This window comes from Halomonas organivorans (assembly GCF_014192055.1).
GTDB lineage: Bacteria > Pseudomonadota > Gammaproteobacteria > Pseudomonadales > Halomonadaceae > Halomonas > Halomonas organivorans.
Window position 1 is genome coordinate 331,444 of sequence record NZ_JACHXM010000002.1, and the last position, 19,494, is coordinate 350,937.

Below are 19,494 nucleotides of genomic sequence, written 5' to 3' on the forward strand. Positions count from 1 at the left end.
TGCTGATACCCTTGTCGTTGTTGGTGTCCTCATCGGCCCTCGCGGATGCCGAACTACCTGCCTATACCGGTGATGCCACCGATATCGCCCTGCTGGACAACGGTCTGCGTCTTCAGGGCGACGGCGTCGAGAGCCCCGACGGCGTGACCTCGGGGTTCCGCCTGACGGCCGGATTCTCGCCCAGAGGATTGCCACGCCTCGATATCGGCGCTGAAGTACGCTACCGGGAAAGCGATGACGTCCCCGTTTCCGTCGCCGCGCGCGACACCCTGCTCGACACCACCAGCCTTGGCGGCAGCCTGCTGGCCGGCGTGCGCCTCGGCCACCTTGGTCTCTATGCCAAGTCCGGGCTGGCGGGGTGGCAAGGCCATGCGGCGGGCGGCAATCCCGACCTGCCAGAGGGCGGCACCACTCGCGTCAATGGCTTCGGCGCGCGACTGAGTTTCGCCAGTTGGGTCAGCCGCCTCGAGGTGGAGCGCGTCGACGACCCTACCCTGTCACACCTCAATATGGTCACCGCCTCCATCCATATGCCCTTCTAGGCGTTCCAGCATCGGGAGACAGCACTCTTTCAGACATCCCTGACCTGCGATGCGGATGCCGTCACTGCCGCCAGCATCAATGCACAGGCCAATGCCACCGCAGCCGTGACATGAAAGACGGTGGCCATCCCCCAGTAAGCGGCCACCACGCCTCCCATCATGGGGCCGGCCACCTGGCCGATGTACTGGAAAGATGTCGAGAGTCCCATGATGTGCCCGAGGCTGCCGGCATCGGCATGAAGGTGCTTGATCGCTGCTTTCAGACAAGGCAGCACGCCACCCAGTGCCAGCCCCATCGCAAAGCGCAGCAGTGCCAGCGTATAGGCATCGGTTGCAAAGGCCTGGGGAACGATGAGCACTGCGCCCACCCCGAAACCGACCATGGCGACCCGCATTGCGCCATAGCGATCCGCGAGTCTGCCGAGGCAGAGCGCAGACAGCAGACTTCCCAGCGCCGTAGCGGACAGCACGATACCCGCGGCCGAGGACGTCGCAAGCGGCTCATGGTCGATGCCATCGACGATGCTGTAGATGATGGGCTCTACCGATAAGTTGGCGACAAGTAACGCCATCGTCGCGATCAATAGCGCCCAGATCGACGCATTCAGGGGGCGTTTTCGCGAACGGTCTTTCGCGGTATGGCGACGTGACACATGCGCTTCCCGGACCAGAAATACCGTTGCCAGGACATTCAAAAGGATCAGGGCGCCTGACAGCAGGAACGCCTCGCGCATACCAACATAAGCCGACAAGAAGCCCCCTAGCATCGGCCCCGCTAGACTCCCGGACAGAATGCAGGCAAACAGCACGCCTTGAGCCTGCCCCGCATGGGACTCGGGAGCCTCCTTGGCCATGAGAATCGTGGCACCCGAGGTATATCCCCCCGCGACACCTGCGAGCAAACGTAAAAACGCCATTTGCCAGGCCGTCGTGGCGAACCCCATCAGCGTCATGCAGAAAAACATGCCCACGCTGGCCCGAACCAGATTTATCTTGCACCCATGAGCGTCGGACACTCGCCCCCAGAGTGGTGCAAACAATGCGGCAGTAATGAAGGTCAATGAATAGATCAGGCTCGACCAAAGGTAGGTATCACGCTCCGAATAGTCCCCCAACGTACCGAGATAATGGGGAAGAAAGGGCAGCATGATGGTCATGGCAATGATGTTGATGAAAGACCCTGACCCGCATACCCACAGATTGATCCTCCAGCCTGCTGCGCTTCCGGGCATCGTCTTCTCACTTCATGATTCGAAAGGGGCGAAGATATGACGTGGTCTATCACCAACACCATGAAGCGATCATAGAGCAAACAATAAAATAACAAAAATTCATATAATTTATTTTATGAATTCCAGAAAGGAATCCATGGCCAATATCACAGTCCCCGAACGACACCACCCCCGTGGCAAGGCCACGGGGGTGGTATTTTCTTCCAGCCGCGAAGCGGCGCTCTTACAGCTTCAGGCTTCAGCCGGTATTGCGCAGCCCGGCGGCAATGCCGGCCATGGTCACCATCAACGCGCGCGACAGGTCTCCGCTGATCGCCCCATCGGCATCGCGGTTACGCTGCAGCAGCTCGGCCTGCAGCCCGTGAAGCGGATCGATGTAGGGATTGCGCACTTCCACGGCCTGGCGAATCAGCGGCGTGCTCTCGAGCAGTTCGTCCTGGTCGAGGATGGTCAGCACCGCCTCGTTGAGCCGGCCAAAGCGTTCGCGCAGCCGCTCGCCCAGGGCCTGCAGGGCCGGCTCATCCACCAGACGATGCTCGTAGTAGGCGGCGATGTCGACGTCGGCCTTGGCCAGCAGCATCTCCAGCATGTCCAGATAGGTACCGAAGAACGGCCAACGGTCACGCATTTCCCGCAGCACCTCGAGGCCGCCCTCCTGCTGGATGCGCTCGGAGAAGGCCTCGCCGCTACCCAGCCAGGCCGGCAACATCAACCGGGTCTGGGTCCAGGCGAAGATCCAGGGGATCGCCCGCAAGGTCTCGACACCACCGTCCTGGCGACGCTTGGCCGGACGCGAACCAAGCGGCAGGCGACCCAGCGCGGTCTCCGGCGTCATCGAGCGGAAATAGGGCACGAAGTCGGGATCCTCGCGCACCACGCCGACGTAGGCCTGGTGAGCCACCCCGGCTAGGCGATCCATCTCTTCGCGCCAGGCCGGCTCGGGGGTCGGCGGCGGCAGCAGCGAGGCTTCCAGTACCGCACAGGCGTAGATCTCCATGGAGCGCAGCGCAATGTCGGGCTGGCCGAACTTGAAGCGAATCATCTCGCCCTGCTCGGTCACCCGCAGGCTGCCGTTCACCGACCCCGGCGGCTGGGAGAGGATGGCCGCGTGGGCCGGGCCGCCGCCGCGGCCGACGGTACCGCCCCGGCCATGGAACAGCGTCAGGGCCACGCCGTGCCGACGACACACCTCGACCAGCGCCTCCTGGGCACGGTACTGCGCCCAGGCCGCTGCTAGCTGGCCGGCGTCCTTGGCGGAGTCGGAGTAGCCGATCATCACTTCCTGGCGGTCACGGGTCAGCTTTCGGTAGCCCGGCAGCGCCAGCAGGCGGTCGATGACATCGCCGGCGCGATTGAGGTCGTCCAGGGTCTCGAACAGCGGGGCGATGGGCAACATGGCGTCGCCGCCCACCTCCTTCATCAGCAGCGCCACGGCCAGCACGTCGGAGGGCTGGCCGGCCATGGAGATGATGTAGGTCCCCAGCGCTTCGGCATGCTCGGAGCCGATCACCCGAAAGGTATCGATGACCTCGCGCGTCTCCGCGGAACACTCCCAGCGCCGCGGGATCAGCGGACGCCGTGAGGTCAGCTCGGAAAGCAGGAACTCCTGGCGCTGCTCCTCGTCCCAGTCGCGATAGTGGCCGAGCCCCAGGCTTTCGGTGAGTTCCTCCAGCACCTGTTCGTGGCGACTGGACTCCTGACGCAGATCGAGCTTGGTGAGGGTGACCCCGAACACCGAAACCCGGCGCAGGGTGTCGAGGAGCACGCCGTTGGCGATGGTATCGAGCCCCACGTCGCACAGCGAACGGTAGCAGGCCAGCAGCGGGGCATAGAGCTGGTCACGGGTCTCGATGATCGGCCCGCCGTCATAGTTCTTGCCGTCGAGCTGGGCCTGGGCCCAGTCACGGGTGGCCTCGACCTTGCTCAACAGGCGCTTGATCAGCTCGCGATACGGTTCGGCGACGTCGCCCACCTCGGCCTTGAGCGCGCTGTTGGCCTTCCACATCGACAGCTCGGCCTTGAGCTGCTCGAGGTCACGCAGGTAGAGATCGGCGGCCATCCAGCGACCCAGCAGCAGCACCTCGCGGGTCACCTTGGCGGTGACATTGGGGTTGCCGTCGCGATCGCCGCCCATCCAGGAGGCGAAACGGATCGGCGCGGCGTCCAGCGGCAGGCGTTCGCCGGCGGTGTCCAGCAGCAGGTTGTCCAGGTCGCGATGGAAGTCGGGCACCGCCTGCCACAGCGAATTCTCGATCACCGCGAAGCCCCACTTGGCCTCGTCCACCGGGGTCGGGCGCTCGTGGCGAATCTCATCGGTGTGCCAGGCCTGGCTGATCAGTTCCTCGAGCCGACCGCGGGCCCGAGTGGCGCGCTCCGGATAGTCGGAGGAGGACTCGATGGTGGTCAGGCAGTCATCGATGGCGTCGTACTTCTGGATCAGGGTCCGGCGGATGACCTCGGTCGGGTGAGCGGTAAGCACCAGCTCGACGCGCATGTTGGCCAGGGTCTCGACCAGCTTGCGCGGCGAATGGCCCTCGCCCTGGGCCCGCTGGAGCAGTTCGCCGAGTGCAGGCTGGGCGCCAGGCTTGTAGTCCTCGACCCGGCGGAAGCGCGCCCGATAGTGCTGCTCGGCGATATTGGCCAGGTTGAGAAACTGGTTGAAGGCCCGGGTCACAGGCAGCAGTTCATTGTCCGGCAGCCCGCGCAGGTAATCGATCAGTTGACGATGGCTGCCTTCCTCACGCTGGCGACCCTGCTTGGCGAGCCCGCGAATGGCCTCGATACGATCGACGAAGCCTTCACCAAGGTCATCGGCGATGGTCCGCCCCAGGCTATCGCCGAGGATGCGGACGTTATCGCGCAGCGATTCGTGCAGGTCATGGCTCATTGGCGTTGTTCTCCTTCCGATCAGGGGAATGGACGTCTCGGTGCTTGGCCGCCTGCCAGTGTCGCTCCATGCGATCGAGCCCCGCTTCAGTCAGCGACACGCCCTCGTCGGCGAGGGCGGCCTCCACCTGGCGGAAGCGGCGCTCGAACTTGCCGTTGGTGGCACGCAGGCAACGCTCGGGGTCCGCCCCGAGGGTGCGTGCCAGGTTGACCGTGGCAAACAGCAGGTCACCGATCTCCTCCATGGCATGGTCACGATCGCCGGCGACCAACGCCTCCTCGACCTCGCCGAGTTCCTCGCGCAGCTTGTCGAGCACGCCTCGGGTATCCGGCCAGTCGAAGCCGACCCGGGCGGCGCGCTTGGACAGCTTGGCCGCACGAGAAAGCGCCGGCAGGTTACGCGGTACGTCGTCGAGTACCGATGCCTGGGCGCTGGCGAGTGCCGAGCGAGCATCGCGCTCCTCGGCCTTGAGGGTCTCCCAGCGGGAATGCACCTGGCGGGTTTCCACCTCGGCGGCGCTGATACCCTGGCGTCGCGAGGCCAGGGTCCCGTCGGGGAAGACATGGGGATGACGGTGCAGCATCTTGGCGGTGAGTACGTGAACCACATCGTGAAAATCGAAGCGGTCCTCCTCGGCACCGAACTGGCTATAGTACACGACTTGAAAGAGCAGGTCGCCCAGCTCGCCGGGCAGCTCGTCGAAGGCACGGCGTTCGATGGCGTCGGCGACCTCGTAGGCCTCCTCCAGCGTGTGCGGGACGATAGTGTCCCAGTCCTGCCTGACGTCCCACGGGCAGCCCTGCGCGGGGTCGCGCAGTACCGCCATCAGCGTCAGCAGGTCGTCGAGCCCGAAGCGTTGCTCGCTCATCAGCGCTTGCCCCCGCGTTTCTTCTTGCCCTTGCCGCCGGCGCGCAGCCGGCGCACCTCGATGACGTTGGGCAGCTGCTGGATACGCGAGAACAGTCGGCCCAGCGTTTCCAGGCCGTCCACCTCCAGGGTGATCTGCATGCGGGCGATACCGTCGTCGGTGTCGGTGAGGGTGTTCACCGACAGCACATTGACCTTCTCATGACTGAGCACGGCGGTGACGTCGCGCAGCAGACCCGAGCGATCCCAGGCCTGGATCTCGATATCCACCGGATACTGGGTGCGGGCCCGCTCGCCCCACTCCACCTCGATCACCCGCTGGGGCTCATCGAGGCGCAGTTGGAGAATATTGGGGCAGTCCTCGCGGTGCACGGTGACGCCGCGGCCCTGGGTGATAAAGCCCACGATCGACTCGCCGGGCACCGGATGACAGCAGTTGGCCATGCTGGTCTTGAGGTTACCGACCCCCAGCACCGTGATGCCATCGCCGCCGCTCTTGTCCGCGGACTTGCGCGGCTTGGCCAGCAGCTTGTCGAGCTGCTCCTGATCGTCGCTCTCTCCGAACAGCTGTTGGGCCTGGTGAAGCACCTGGCCGATGCGCAGGTCGCCGGCACCGAGCGCGGCATACATGTCGTCGGGTGTGGGGTAGTTGACCTGGTTGGCCAGCCGGGTGAGGTCCATGTCGCCCACGTCGAGGCGTTTCATCTCGCGCTCGAACAGCGCGCGACCCTCGTCGAGATTACGATCACGCGCCTGGTGCTTGAACCAGGACTGGATCTTGGCCCGCGCACGTGACGTGCACACATAGCCGAGGCTGGGATTGATCCAGTCGCGGCTCGGCCCGCCCTTGCTGGCGGTGAGAATCTCCACCTGCTGGCCGGTGCCGAGCCGATAGGTCAGCGGCACGATGCGGCCGTTGACCTTGGCCCCGCGGCAGCGATGTCCGACCTCGGTGTGCACCCGATAGGCGAAATCGATGGGCGTGGCCTCGCGCGGCAGGTCGATGACATGGCCGTCTGGCGTGAAGACGTAGATGCGATCCGGGGCCACGTCGCTGGTCAGCCCCTCGCGGATATCGCCGAAGTCGCCGACCTCCTCCTGCCACTCCAGCACCTGGCGCAGCCAGGCGATCTTGTCCTCGTAGCTGGCGCTGCGGGCATTGGTGTCGTGGCCCTTGTAGCGCCAGTGGGCACAGACCCCGAGCTCGGCCTCTTCATGCATGGCGAAGGTGCGGATCTGTATCTCCAGCACCTTGCCCTCGGGGCCGAAGACGGCGGTATGCAGCGACTGGTAACCGTTCTTCTTGGGATTGGCGATATAGTCGTCGAATTCCTGGGGCACGTGGTGCCAGCGCGAGTGGACGATGCCGAGCACGGTGTAGCAATCGGTGATCTCGGGCACCAGTATGCGCACCGCGCGGATGTCGTGGACCTGCGAGAAGTCGATGCGCTTGCGCTGCATCTTCCGCCAGATCGAATAGATGTGCTTGGCGCGCCCGTCGACCTGATAGCGATGGATGCCCTGGGCCTCCATCAAGCCTTCCAGGGTCTCGACCACGTCGTGGATGTAGCGATCGCGATCGAGCCGCTTCTCGGCCAGCTGCCGGGCGATGGCCTTGTAGTCACCCTCGTGGAGATAGCGGAAGGACAGGTCTTCCAGCTCCCACTTGAGGTGTCCGATACCCAGGCGGTGGGCCAGCGGCGCGTAGATGTCGAACACCTCGCGAGCCACTTGCAGGCGTTTCTCGCGCGGGGCGTCACGCACCTGGCGCAGCGCGCAGGTCCGCTCGGCGATCTTGATCAGCGCCACCCGCACGTCGTCGATCATGTTGACCAGCATCTTGCGCAGGTTGTCCTGCTGGTCATGCTGGCTCAGGCCATGACTGGGCGTCTGGGAGGTGCTGATCGCGGCCATCTGCAGCACGCCGTCGATCAGCCCGGCGACTTCCTGGCCGAAGCGCTTGGCGATCGCCTCCAGGCCGATCAATCCCTCACGCACCGCACGGTACAGCACCGCCGCCTCGAGCGCCGGCTGATCCAGGCGCAGCTCGCCGAGGATATCGGCCATTTCCAGGCCCATGCGAAAGCTCGAGCCGTCCTTGAGCCAGGCCTTGTGGGGACGCTCGGACTCGCGCTCCAGACGCTCGGCCAGTTCGCAGACCACGCGCATCTCGTCCGGTGCCCGCAGCTTGACGTCCTCCTGGAGGCGTTCGACCCACAGCGGAATGTCGACCCCGCCGTCGGCACTCAAGGGCTGGTCTTCACGCACTTTAACCATCGGTTGACGCTCCTTCGCACCGCTGCCCTGCGTTCGGGTACTCGAGCAACAGCATGGATTCCAGATGGGCGGTGTGAGCGAACATGTCGGCCACCGCCCAGCGTTGGATGGCGTAGCCGGCCCGCACCAGGTGGGCCGCATCCCGCGCCAGGGTGGCCGGATCGCAGGAGACGTAAAGCACGCGCGGCACCGGGTGCGCGGCGATGGCCCGACAGACCGCCTCGGCACCGTCACGTGGCGGGTCGAGCACCAGCGTGCCGCAGTCGGGTGCATCGAGCGGGAATCCACCGGCCGTGACCTCGTTGAGGTCGGCCTGGCACGCCTCGATCTCCAGGCCGTTGCGCCGGGCGTTGTCGGCGAGGCGTTCGACCATCGCAGGACTGCCCTCTACGGCCCGCACGCGGGCACCCAGCGCGGCCAGCGGCAGGCTGAAGTTGCCGACCCCGGCAAACAGATCCAACACCCGCTCGCCCGGCGCCATGGGCGCCAGCCATGCCATGGCGGTATCCACCATGCGCCGGTTGACCGCCTCGTTGGCCTGCAGGAAATCGCCCGGCGAAAAGCCGAGCGTCAGCGCTCTCCCCGCCGCCGCCAATCCGAAACTCGGCTCGGGCGCGGCAGTCAGCCATTCGAAACGTGGCGACTCTCGGCCCACCCAGCGAGCCAGATGCAAACCCCGGGCCATGGCGAAGTCGTGCCAGCGGCGAGTATCGACGGTCTGCTCGCGAAGTTGTCGCACCACGAGGACCACACCGGCATCGCTGGCCGTGAGTTCCAGGTGGCCGACCTGGCGCGGCGCCTCCAAGGCGGCGAGATGCTGGTGCAACGGCGCCAGCAGGTTGGCCAGGGACGGCACCAGGATGGGGCAATCATCGAGATCCACCAGCCGATGGCTATGGCGGGCACGAAACCCCAGATGCACGCCGCCATCGGCATCGACCTTGACGCCCAGCCGCGCCCGGCGCCGATAGCCCTCACCGGCCTCCGCCAGCAGCTCGGGCTCACCCTCGGGTGCGATGCCCTGGCGAGCCAGCAGCTCGGTCAATACCGTCTGCTTGTGCCGCCGCTGGCCAGCCAGGTCGAGATGCTGCAGGTCACATCCCCCGCAAGCGCCGAAGTGGCGACACGGCGGCGCAACCCGCTCGGAAGACGCGTCGAGCACCTCGCGCACGTGGGCTTCGTCGTAACGCTTGCGGGTACGATGCACTGCCGCCACGACGCGCTCGCCGGGCAGGCCGCCCTCGACGAACACCGTCTTGCCGGCCGCCGTGTGCGCCACGCCGCGGCCGTCGTGGGCGAGGCCCTCGATGGTCAGCGGCGCAGCATCGTCGTTCGCCTGCCGTGGTGGCGCCTTGCCACGCTGGGGTGCCTGCAATCCCGAGACGCCTGAACGGGCCCTCGCGGGCCGACGCTTGCCGAGCACCACCTCAGGCCCCCGGGGCGAACAGGCCGGTGGACAGATAGCGATCGCCGCGGTCGCAGACGATGAACACGATCACGGCGTTTTCGACCTCGGCGGCGATACGCAGCGCCCCTGCCAGCGCCCCGCCGGACGAGACCCCGGCGAGAATGCCCTCCTCCCGCGCCAGGCGACGCATGTGCTCCTCGGCCTCGTGCTGGCCGATGTCCAGCACCCGATCGACACGGGCAGGATCGAAGATCCGCGGCAGGTAGGCTTCGGGCCAGCGACGGATGCCGGCAATGCTGGCGCCGTCCTCGGGCTGCAGGCCGACGATCTGCACCTCCGGGCTCATCTCCTTGAGGTAGCGAGAAACGCCCATGATGGTGCCGGTGGTGCCCATCGAGCTGACGAAATGCGTGATGGTGCCAGCGGTCTGCTCCCACAGCTCGGGCCCGGTGCCACGATAATGCGCCAGCGGATTGTCGGGATTGGCAAACTGGTCGAGCGGCTTGCCCTCGCCGCGGGCGATCATGGTGTCGGCCAGGTCGCGGGCGGCCTCCATGCCGCCTTCGCGGCTGACCTCGATGAGCTCGGCGCCATACGCGGCCATGGCCTGCTTGCGCTCGCTGGAGGCATTCTCCGGCATGATCAGGATCAGCCGATAGCCCTTGATCGCCGCCGCCATGGCCAGCGCGATCCCGGTATTGCCGGACGTGGCCTCGACCAGCGTATCGCCCGGCGAGATGGTGCCCCGCGCCTCGGCCTGCTCGAGCATCGACAGCGCCGGACGATCCTTGACCGACCCCGCCGGGTTGTTGCCCTCGAGCTTGGCGAGCAGGGTATTGTTGCGCCCCGCGGCAATGCGCTTCAGGCGCACCAGCGGCGTATGGCCGATGGTCTCCTCCAAGGTGGGGAACTGCATGCAACTGTCCTTCTGGAAACGTCTTTTCGGCATTATATCCTCGGGCAACGACACTGGACAGGCATCCTGCCCGGCTGTGGCATACTGGGCCACGACACTCCAGCCGACGAGCCCTCACGATGTCATTGAAGACCCGCCTGATGCTGGCCATCCTCGCCCTGCCACTGGTGCTGATCGCCGTGGTGGTGGTAGCGGTCACGGAACTGAACGATCGCCACCACCACCAGCAGATGCGCGAGCGCCTGACCCAGGCGGTCGACCTGCTGGCGCCGAGCCTCGGGCGAGCGCTGGCGGCCGGCGATACCGCTGATCTCGACATCCTCGCCAACCGCCTGCTCGACCTGGAGGACGTCCGCGCCCTGAGCATCCACGACGCCGATGGCAGGTCTCGCCTCGAGCTTGGAAGCCTGCGCCAGGCCGCGCCCCGCGCGCCACAGGATGGCCCGACACTGGTGGAGAACGGCCGTCACTGGCAGCTACAGGCGCCACTATCTGGCGCTCCCGGCGCCCAATTGACACTCGACATCGATGCCTCGACGCTGCCGCTGGCCTACTATCGCCATCTGGCCAGCGGCGGCCTGCTGCTGCTGATCGTCGGCATGCTGCTGTTCATGGTCGCCCATGTTCTGACCCGGCGGCTGACCCATCCCCTCGAACGCGCGGCCCAGAAGCTGGAGTGGCTGACCGCAGGGGCACACCCGGGCCCGATGCCGGTGCCGCAGGAGACCGAATTGAGGCACCTCGCCCAGCGCCTCAACGCGCTGGGTGACCACCTGGCCGCCGCCAGGGAAGACCTCCAGGCCCAGATAGAGCAGGCCACGGGGGAGCTACAGGAATCCATGGAGACCATCGAGGTCCAGAACATCGAATTGGACCTGGCCCATCGTCGAGCGCTGGAGGCCAGCCGTGCCAAGTCGGAGTTCCTGGCCAACATGAGCCACGAGATTCGCACCCCGCTGAACGGCATCATCGGCTTCTGTCGCCTGCTTCACCGCACCGAGATGGCCCCCCGCCAAAGAGAATGGCTCGACCACGTCCAGCGCGCCTGCGACAACCTGCTGATGCTGGTCAACGACGTCCTCGACTTCTCCAAGATCGAAGCCGGCCGCCTGGAGCTGGAGCATACCGAACTGGACATGGTGGCCCTGGTCGACGAAGTGCTTGGCCTGCAGGCCCCCCAAGCCCAGCAGAAAGGCATCCAACTGCTCGGCCTGGTCTATGACGACGTTCCCGAGTCGCTGAGCGGCGACCCCCTGCGTATCCGGCAGATACTCACCAACCTGGCCGGCAACGCCGTCAAGTTCACCGAACGGGGCGAGGTCATCGTGCGCGTCATGGTCGATCAGCGCGCCGGCGGGCATGTGGTATTGAGAGTGGCGGTCAGCGATACCGGCATCGGCATGAGCGCCGACGCCCAGCGCCGGCTCTTCCAGGCGTTCCGCCAAGCGGACGCCAGCCACCAGCGCGAATTCGGCGGCACCGGACTGGGCCTGGCCATCAGCCGCCAACTCGTCGAACAGATGGGCGGCGAGATCAGCGTCGTCAGCACGCCGGACGAAGGTTCTACCTTCGCCTTTACCCTGCCGCTGGCCTGTCAGGGCGAAGAACAGCGCGCTCCCGAACTGGAACTGGACGGCCAGCGGGTCATCCTGGAAGAGTCTCATGCGCCGACTCGCTCCGCCCTGCGACACCTGCTGACCCGCTGGAAGGCCCGCCTCATCGACCCGCAGAGAGAGCCGACCGAAGGCGCCGTCCTGGCGGTGATCGGCCTGGACGAGACCGACCTCGGCCAGAGTGGCCAGGCTGCCCTGCAACAGCGCCTGGAGCGTCTTGACTGTCCGGCGTTGCTGCTGGTCAACGCCAGTCCGCCCGATCTACCGACCCTGACGCTCCCCCACGGCGGCGAGGTGCTGAGCAAGCCGCTGTCCCGCCACACGCTGGTGGAGGCGGTCTCCCGCATCCTGGCCCGGGCCCGCCGCGACCGACTCTCGCGCCCGCCCTCCGAGAGCGCCACGGCCCCGCTGCAGCTATTGGTGGTGGACGATACCGAATCCAACCGTCTGTTGCTGCAGGAGCTGATTCGTGGACCGCAGTTGGAGGTGAAGCTGGCCGCCAGCGGCGAAGAAGCCTTGGCCATGGCCCAGGAGACTCACTTCGATGTGGTGCTGATGGATATCCGCATGCGCGGCATGGACGGAGTGGAAACGACGCATGCCCTGCGTGGCCTGGGCGGCCCCTGGCGACACGTGCCGATCATCGCCGTGACCGCCCACGTGCAGAGCGAGCAACGCCAGCAGCTGCTGCAAAGCGGTCTGGACGGAGTGCTCGAGAAGCCGCTGGATACCGCCCAGCTATCCAGCCTGCTGCGCCACCACCTGGGGGTCGGCCTGGCACTGGAGGAATCCGGCGAAACCACGCAAGCCGATCCGTCCAGCGACACCGAGCTGGAGTCGGTGGACCTGGCGCTGGGGGCCCAGTTGGCCGGAGGACGCGAGCCGCTGGCCCGCAAGCTGCTGGGCCACCTGATTGACTCCCTGGATGACAGCGAGGCCGACATTCGCCAAGCGGTGAAGGCGGACGATGCCGAGGCCTTGCTCGATGCCATTCACGCTCTCAATGGCGCCTGCCGCTACTGCGGCGTGCCACGTCTGGGCCTGCTGGCTGAGACGCTGGAAACCCGGCTGCGCTCCCGCGGCCTGGAGGCAGTCATGCCGCTGCTACCGGACCTCTACGCGGCGATGGCCGCGCTGCGCGACTGGCAGGCGGCGCAGGGTAGTGTTTCCCTGGCGTCCCACACTCAGTCTTCCAGTACCACGAAGGCCACCGCGAACGCCGACTCGTCCGACAACGAGAGATGAAGCCCCCGAACCCCCTCCGCCTCGGCCAGCGCAAGGGCCCGCCCCGACAGGGCCAGTGAAGGTCGCCCGAGGGCGTCGTTGACCACCTGGATCTCGCTCCAGCGCATGCCACGCCGCAGGCCCGTGCCCAAGGCCTTGACGAAGGCCTCCTTGGCGGCGAAGCGCTTTGCCAGAAAGGACGCCGGCTGTCCTCGCTGCCGATATCCCACCAGCTCGTCGTCGCCCAGCACCCGCCGGGCAAAGCGCTCGCCGTGACGCGCCTGGGCGGCCTCGAAGCGCGCCACCCGGGCGATATCGGTGCCGATGCCCAGTATCATCCGCAGCAGCCGCTCCCTGCCTCATGGTCATGGTCGTGCTCGTCGAGCGCCGCCACGAAGCCGGCCTCCTGACCGGCGATCGCCAGGCGCTTCATCTCGACCACCGCCTCCTTGAGGCCAACGAACAGCGACCGAGCGATGATGGCATGGCCGATGTTGAGCTCGTGCAGCCCGGGAATGGCCGCAACCGCCTCGACGTTGTGATAGTGCAGGCCGTGACCGGCGTTCACGGTCAGGCCCAGCTCAGCGGCCATCTCGGCGGCGGCCACCAGCCGGGCATGCTCTCGGGCCGCCTCGTCGCCGGTCGCCTCGGCATAGGCACCGGTGTGCAGCTCGATCACCGGCGCTCCCGCCCGGGCGGCCGCTTCCACCTGCCGGGGATCAGGGTCGATGAACAGCGACACCTCGCAGCCCGCCGCAGCGAGCCGCCGGCACGCCTCCTCGATCGACTCGAAGCCGCCGACCACGTCCAGGCCGCCCTCGGTGGTCAGCTCCTCACGCTTCTCCGGCACCAGGCAGACGTGGGCCGGGCGGATCTCCTCGGCTAGCGCCAGCATCGCCTCGGTGACCGCCATCTCCAGGTTCATGCGCGTATTCAGCACCTCGGCCAGCAAGCGCACGTCACGTTCCTGGATGTGCCGGCGGTCCTCGCGCAGGTGCACGGTGATACCGTCGGCCCCGGCCTCCTCGGCCAGCAGCGCCGCCTGGACGGGATCGGGATAGCGGGTACCGCGCGCCTGGCGCAGTGTCGCGATGTGGTCGATATTGACGCCGAGCAGGATGCGAGGGGGATGCATGGGGCTCTCCTTCGGTAAGCTGGAAGCTGGAAGCTGGAAGCTGGAAGCTGGAAGCTGGAAGCTGGAAGACAGCATGTTACCATCCAGCTGTGCCACAAGCCTTTCTTCAAGCTTCCAGGCGCGCAGCGCCGTTCTTCAAGCTTGGCGCGCACGCCGCCGCGCGGCCAGTTGACGCATCCACTCGCGGGAACGCAGCGGTCGACTGCCCAGCAGCGGCGCCAGGGCCGCACGAGTTACCGCCTTGGCCGGGCCGGCCAATCCCGGCTCTCGCCAGTCGCCGCTGGCCAGCAGTTTCAGGGTGCGCCCGTCGATGCCGAACTCGCCCGGCACGAAGGCCCGGGAGTCGGCCTCGAAGACATAGCGGGCCTGGGGGTCCAGGGCCTGACCATCGGCAGAACAGAAACGCGGCTCGGCATCCAGGGCCTCGAGCAGCGACAGCTCCAGACGGCGCAGCGCGCCGGCCCGCCCCTCGGGACGCGGCAACGCCTCCAGCGCGGCAGCGTAGAAGGCGAAGACATCGCCCACCGGCAGCTCCACCGGCAACAGCCGGGTCAGCAATTCGTTGGCATAGAGCCCGCACAGCAGCCCCTCGCCCGCCAGCATCGCCGCCGGCGCCCGACTCTCGATCAGCGATAGCCGCTTGAGCTCGCCCTGACCGCTCCAGGTGAGATGCAGGGGAGCGAAAGGCTGAAGCGTGGCTCGGGCACGGCTACCGGGGCGCTGCACGCCACGCGCCACCGCTCGCACCCGGCCGTGGTCGAGCGTCAGCAGCTCGACCAGGGCGCTGGTCTCGCGGTAGGGGCGCTTGTGCAGCAGGTAGGCCGGCTGAGGAGTCATGGGATGCCGTTAAAGAGAATCGAAGCTCGTAGCTCGCAACTCGAAGCTCGAAGCTCGTAGCTCGTAGCTCGTAGCTCGTAGCTCGTAGCTCGTAGCTCGTAGCTCGTAGCTCGTAGCTCGTAGCTCGAAATCAGTCTAAGTCGTAGCCCAGACTCTTCAAGGCTCGCTCGTCGTCGGACCAACCGCGCTTGACCTTGACCCAGAGGTTGAGCATGACCTTGGCGTCGAACGCCCGCTCCATGTCCAAGCGCGCCTCACGCCCGATCTTCTTGATGCGCTCACCTCGTTCGCCGATCAGGATCTTCTTCTGTCCCTGACGCTCGACCATGATCAGGGCGCTGATGTGCACCACCTTGCCCTCGTCGCGGAACTCCTCGATCTCCACGGTCATCTGGTACGGCAGCTCGTCGCCGAGCTGGCGCATGACCTTCTCGCGAACCAGCTCCGCGGCCAGGAAACGCTGGCTCTTGTCCGTGACCTGGTCATCGGGGAAAAAGTGCACGCTCTCGGGCAGGTGCCTGGCGACCTCGGCCTCGAGATCGGCCACGTGGGTACCGTGCTTGGCCGCGATCGGCACGATGGCGGCGAAGTCGCGCCGGGCGCCGACCGACTCCAGCCACGGCAGCAGCTCCGTCTTGTCCTTGAGGCGATCCACCTTGTTGACCGCCAGGATCACCGGCGCCTCGACCTTGGCCAGGCGCTCCAGCACTATCTGGTCCTCGGCGGACCACCGAGTGCGGTCGATGATGAAGACCACGCAGTCCACGTCGCGCAGGGCCTGGGTGGCGGCCTGGTTCATGAAGCGATTGATGGCCTTGTTGCGATCCTTCTCGAGAATATGGATCCCCGGCGTATCGACATAGATGAACTGGGCATCGCCCTCGGTCTTGATGCCCATCACCTGATGGCGAGTGGTCTGGGGACGCCGCGAGGTAATGGAAATCTTCTGGCCGAGGATACGATTCATCAGCGTCGACTTGCCGACGTTGGGCCGGCCGACGATGGCCACGAAGCCACAGGTCTGGCTCATGAGCGCCCTCCTTGTTCGAACCGGGCCAGGGCACGCTCGGCGGCCTGCTGCTCGGCGTGGCGACGACTCGATCCCGTCCCGCGGGTATGCTCTTCCAGCATTTCCACGTGGCACTCCACGGTGAAGGTCTGGGCATGGGCCTCCCCCTCCACCGAGATCACCTCGTAGCGCGGCAGCGCCGCCTGGCGGGACTGCAGAAATTCCTGCAGGCGAGTCTTGGGGTCCTTCTGGGTGTCCTGAAGGTCGATGGCCTCAAGGCGCTCGGCGTACCAGGCCAGCACCCGGGCACGGGCGGTATCCATGCCGGCGTCCAGGTAGATGGCGCCGATCACCGCCTCGACGGCATCGGCGAGGATGGAGTCGCGGCGATGGCCGCCGCTCTTCATCTCTCCGGAGCCCAGGCGCAGGTAATCGCCGAATTCCATCTCGCGGGCCAGCTCGGCCAGGGTCTGGCCCTTGACCAGGCGGGCGCGCAGGCGGGACAGCTGCCCCTCCCTTGCCTGGGGAAAGCGCTGGTAGAGGTCCTCGGCGATGACGAAGTTGACAATCGAATCGCCGAGGAACTCCAGGCGCTCGTTGTTGCGACCGCCGTAGCTACGATGGGTGAGGGCCAGTTCGAGCAGTTCGGACTGCGCGAAGTCGTGGCCGATACGGCGGCTGAAGATGGTCAGGGAATTGCTCACGAAGCTCCTGCTATGTCATGCAAGGAATGCCGCTCCCGGCATTCATTGGATACGGCGCACACTGGTGAAACTCGGCAGTCCGCCGTTCCAGTGCATCCAGACGGCGAAGGCCTTGCCGACGATGTTCTCCTCCGGCACGAAGCCCCAGTAGCGGCTGTCGTTGGAGTGGTCGCGGTTGTCCCCCATCATGAAATAGTGTCCCGGCGGCACCACGATCTCGCGCATCTGCGGGCCGGGGTCGCGTGGATTATTGTAGATAGGGTGGTCCGCCTCGCCCAGTTGCTCCTGCATCAACAGCTCATCGGGAGCCCCTTGAGGGCCGGCCTCGATCAACGACTTGGGCACCGGCTCGCCATTGACGAAGAGCTGCTTGTCTTCGTAGCGAATCTGATCTCCAGGCAGGCCGATCACCCGCTTGATGAAGTTCACCGAGGGTTCGTTGGGGAACCGGAACACCATGACATCGCCACGTTCCGGCTCGCCGACGTCGAGGAACTTGGTGTCGAGCACCGGCAGGCGCAGGCCATAGGCGAACTTGTTGACCAGGATGAAATCGCCCACCTCGAGGGTCGGGCGCATCGAACCGGAGGGAATCTGGAAGGGTTCGACCAGGAAGCTGCGCAGCACCAGCACGACCAGCAGCACCGGGAAGAAGGAGCGCGCGTAATCTACCGGCCAAGGCTCCTTGAGCGCCTTTTCGCGGACGGCGGGATCAACGCCCTCGGTGGTACCGGCCTCGACGCTGGCCGTGAGGCGAGCCCGGCGCGCCGGCCGCCACCACACCAGGTCCAGCAGCCAGATCGCTCCGGTGACCAGCACGGCCACCGTCAGCAGGAGTGCAAAATCCATCAGTCGTTGCCCTTCCTTAGTCGTCGTTCACCTTGAGCACGGCGAGGAAGGCATCCTGGGGAATCTCCACCCGGCCGACCTGCTTCATGCGTTTCTTGCCCGCCTTCTGCTTCTCGAGAAGCTTCTTCTTGCGCGAGGCGTCGCCGCCGTAGCACTTGGCGGTGACGTTCTTGCGCAGCGCCTTGACGGTGGAGCGCGCCACTACCTGGCCGCCGATGGCCGCCTGGATGGCCACGTCGAACATCTGCCGCGGAATCAGTTCTTTCATCTTTTCGACCAGCACCCGCCCGCGGGAGTGGGCATGATCGCGGTGAATGATCACGGCCAGGGCATCCACCCTGTCGCCGTTGATCAGCACGTCCAGGCGCACCAGCTTGGCGGCCTCGAAGCGCTCGAAGTTGTACTCCAGCGAGGCATAGCCCTTGGAGATGGACTTGAGGCGATCGAAGAAATCCATCACCACCTCGGCCATGGGCAGCTCGTAGGTGAGCTGGATCTGGCTGCCCAGGAACAGCATGTCGAGCTGGGTGCCGCGACGCTGCTCGCACTCGGCGATCACGTTGCCGACGAACTCCTGGGGCACCAGGATGCTGGCCCGCACCACGGGCTCGCGCATCTCCTCCACGTCGGCCATGTCGGGCAGCTTGGAGGGGTTGGAGACGTAGCGGACCTCGCCGTCCTTCATCAGCAGCTCGTAGACCACGGTCGGCGCAGTGGTCAGCAGGTCGAGGTCGTACTCGCGTTCCAGCCGCTCCTGGACGATCTCCATGTGCAGGGTGCCGAGGAAGCCGACCCGGAAACCGAAACCCAGGGCATCGGAGTTCTCCGGCTCATAGTCCAGGGAGGCATCGTTGAGGGCCAGCTTCTCCAGGGCGTCGCGGAAGTCCTCGTAGTCGTCGGCACTGACCGGGAACATGCCGGCATAGACCTGGGGCTTGACCTTCTGGAAGCCCGGCAGGCGCTTGACGTCCGGGGTCTTGGCGTGGGTGATGGTATCGCCCACCGGCGCGCCGTGGATGTCCTTGATCCCGGCCACCACGAAGCCCACTTCGCCGGCGCGCAACACATCGGTCTCGCGGCGCTGGGGAGTGAAGATGCCGACCTGATTGGCCTGCCAGTCGCGGCCGGTCGACGTGATACGGATCTTGTCGTTCTTGTTCAGCGTGCCGTCGAAGATACGCACCAACGACACCACGCCCAGATAGTTGTCGAACCAGGAGTCGATGATCAGCGCCTGCAGCGGCGCCTCGCGGTCGCCCTTGGGCGGCGGGATATCACGCACCAGTCGCTCGAGCAGCGCATCGATGCCGAGCCCGCTCTTGGCCGACACCTGGCAGGCGTCGGTGGCGTCCAGACCGATGATCTCCTCGATTTCCACGCTGACCTTGTCCGGATCGGCCTGGGGAAGGTCCATCTTGTTGAGTACCGGCAGCACCTCGAGGCCCTGCTCGATGGCGGTATAGCAGTTGGCCACCGACTGGGCCTCGACGCCCTGGGCGGCATCCACCACCAGCAGGGCGCCCTCGCAGGCGTACAGCGAGCGGGACACTTCGTAGGAGAAGTCCACGTGCCCCGGAGTATCGATGAAGTTCAGCTGATAGACGTTGCCGTCCTGAGCATGATAATCCAGCGTCACCGACTGGGCCTTGATGGTGATACCGCGCTCGCGCTCCAGGTCCATGGAGTCGAGCACCTGGTCCTTGAGTTCTCGCTCCGTGAGCCCCCCACAGTTCTGGATCAGGCGATCGGCCAGGGTCGATTTGCCGTGATCGATGTGGGCAATAATGGAAAAGTTCCGTATCCCGTTGATTACTTTGCGGTTATCGCTTTCTGACATTCGAAAAAGATCCGGTTCGTGTACGCACCCGTGTACAAATATTGGCGTTCGCCGTCTCTGGTGCGTCGAGTGAGATGGCGGCATTGTAGCGGGATGCGCCGGCCAGATACAGCGACCCGACGGCATGGCCGTCGGGTCGCTGGTCACGACGAGGGTC

General features: G+C 65.9%; 15 protein-coding genes. 2 read left to right on the plus strand and 13 right to left on the minus strand.

Features of this window, described 5'->3' with window-relative positions; genetic code table 11:
- Window positions 1–11: 11 nt before the first annotated feature.
- On the plus strand, window positions 12–542 hold the full coding sequence (locus tag FHR96_RS04225) for a hypothetical protein (protein ID WP_246392765.1): 531 nt from the start codon (window positions 12–14) through the stop codon (window positions 540–542).
- Between the two features lie 29 nt (window positions 543–571).
- On the opposite strand, the gene FHR96_RS04230 is transcribed toward FHR96_RS04225, so the two are convergent.
- From FHR96_RS04230 to cysM, 6 genes are all read right to left on the minus strand, one after another.
- Window positions 572–1,774: an MFS transporter gene (locus tag FHR96_RS04230; RefSeq protein ID WP_281378365.1), complete on the minus strand. Its 1,203-nt coding sequence runs from the start codon at window positions 1,772–1,774 to the stop codon at window positions 572–574.
- 238 nt (window positions 1,775–2,012) lie between these two features.
- On the minus strand, window positions 2,013–4,661 hold the full coding sequence (gene ppc / locus FHR96_RS04235) for a phosphoenolpyruvate carboxylase (protein ID WP_183386409.1): 2,649 nt from the start codon (window positions 4,659–4,661) through the stop codon (window positions 2,013–2,015).
- Complete coding sequence (gene mazG, locus FHR96_RS04240; protein ID WP_183386410.1) at window positions 4,651–5,529, minus strand: nucleoside triphosphate pyrophosphohydrolase; 879 nt, start codon at window positions 5,527–5,529, stop codon at window positions 4,651–4,653. Before mazG ends, ppc begins: the two co-directional genes overlap by 11 nt.
- Window positions 5,529–7,805, minus strand: a complete 2,277-nt coding sequence (gene relA / locus FHR96_RS04245; protein WP_183386411.1) for a GTP diphosphokinase — start codon at window positions 7,803–7,805, stop codon at window positions 5,529–5,531. Before relA ends, mazG begins: the two co-directional genes overlap by 1 nt.
- Window positions 7,798–9,180: a TRAM domain-containing protein gene (locus FHR96_RS04250; protein WP_221195685.1), complete on the minus strand. Its 1,383-nt coding sequence runs from the start codon at window positions 9,178–9,180 to the stop codon at window positions 7,798–7,800. Before FHR96_RS04250 ends, relA begins: the two co-directional genes overlap by 8 nt.
- 52 nt (window positions 9,181–9,232) lie before the next feature.
- Window positions 9,233–10,129, minus strand: a complete 897-nt coding sequence (gene cysM / locus FHR96_RS04255; RefSeq protein ID WP_183386413.1) for a cysteine synthase CysM — start codon at window positions 10,127–10,129, stop codon at window positions 9,233–9,235.
- Between the two features lie 119 nt (window positions 10,130–10,248).
- On the opposite strand from cysM, the gene FHR96_RS04260 reads away from it, so the two are divergent.
- Window positions 10,249–12,987 carry an ATP-binding protein gene (locus FHR96_RS04260; protein WP_183386414.1) on the plus strand — a complete coding sequence of 913 codons (2,739 nt, stop codon included), beginning with the start codon at window positions 10,249–10,251 and terminating at the stop codon, window positions 12,985–12,987.
- Here the strand turns inward: FHR96_RS04260 and acpS are convergent.
- The 7 genes from acpS to lepA form a co-directional block, all read right to left on the minus strand.
- Complete coding sequence (gene acpS / locus FHR96_RS04265; protein ID WP_183386415.1) at window positions 12,927–13,304, minus strand: holo-ACP synthase; 378 nt, start codon at window positions 13,302–13,304, stop codon at window positions 12,927–12,929. The genes FHR96_RS04260 and acpS overlap by 61 nt on opposite strands.
- The gene (pdxJ, locus tag FHR96_RS04270; RefSeq protein ID WP_183386457.1) at window positions 13,301–14,101 is read right to left on the minus strand and encodes a pyridoxine 5'-phosphate synthase; all 801 of its coding nucleotides are present in this window, start codon (window positions 14,099–14,101) and stop codon (window positions 13,301–13,303) included. Before pdxJ ends, acpS begins: the two co-directional genes overlap by 4 nt.
- A 135-nt stretch (window positions 14,102–14,236) precedes the next feature.
- Complete coding sequence (gene recO / locus FHR96_RS04275; protein ID WP_183386416.1) at window positions 14,237–14,938, minus strand: DNA repair protein RecO; 702 nt, start codon at window positions 14,936–14,938, stop codon at window positions 14,237–14,239.
- A gap of 130 nt (window positions 14,939–15,068) precedes the next feature.
- On the minus strand, window positions 15,069–15,968 hold the full coding sequence (gene era / locus FHR96_RS04280; protein ID WP_183386417.1) for a GTPase Era: 900 nt from the start codon (window positions 15,966–15,968) through the stop codon (window positions 15,069–15,071).
- A complete protein-coding gene (gene rnc, locus FHR96_RS04285; protein WP_183386418.1) occupies window positions 15,965–16,651 on the minus strand; it encodes a ribonuclease III in 687 nt (228 codons plus the stop codon). Before rnc ends, era begins: the two co-directional genes overlap by 4 nt.
- Window positions 16,652–16,693: 42 nt before the next feature.
- Complete coding sequence (lepB, locus tag FHR96_RS04290) at window positions 16,694–17,500, minus strand: signal peptidase I (RefSeq protein WP_183386419.1); 807 nt, start codon at window positions 17,498–17,500, stop codon at window positions 16,694–16,696.
- A 16-nt stretch (window positions 17,501–17,516) separates the two neighbouring features.
- Window positions 17,517–19,337, minus strand: coding sequence for a translation elongation factor 4 (lepA, locus tag FHR96_RS04295; protein ID WP_183386420.1), 1,821 nt, complete (start codon window positions 19,335–19,337; stop codon window positions 17,517–17,519).
- Between the last annotated feature and the right edge of the window lie 157 nt (window positions 19,338–19,494).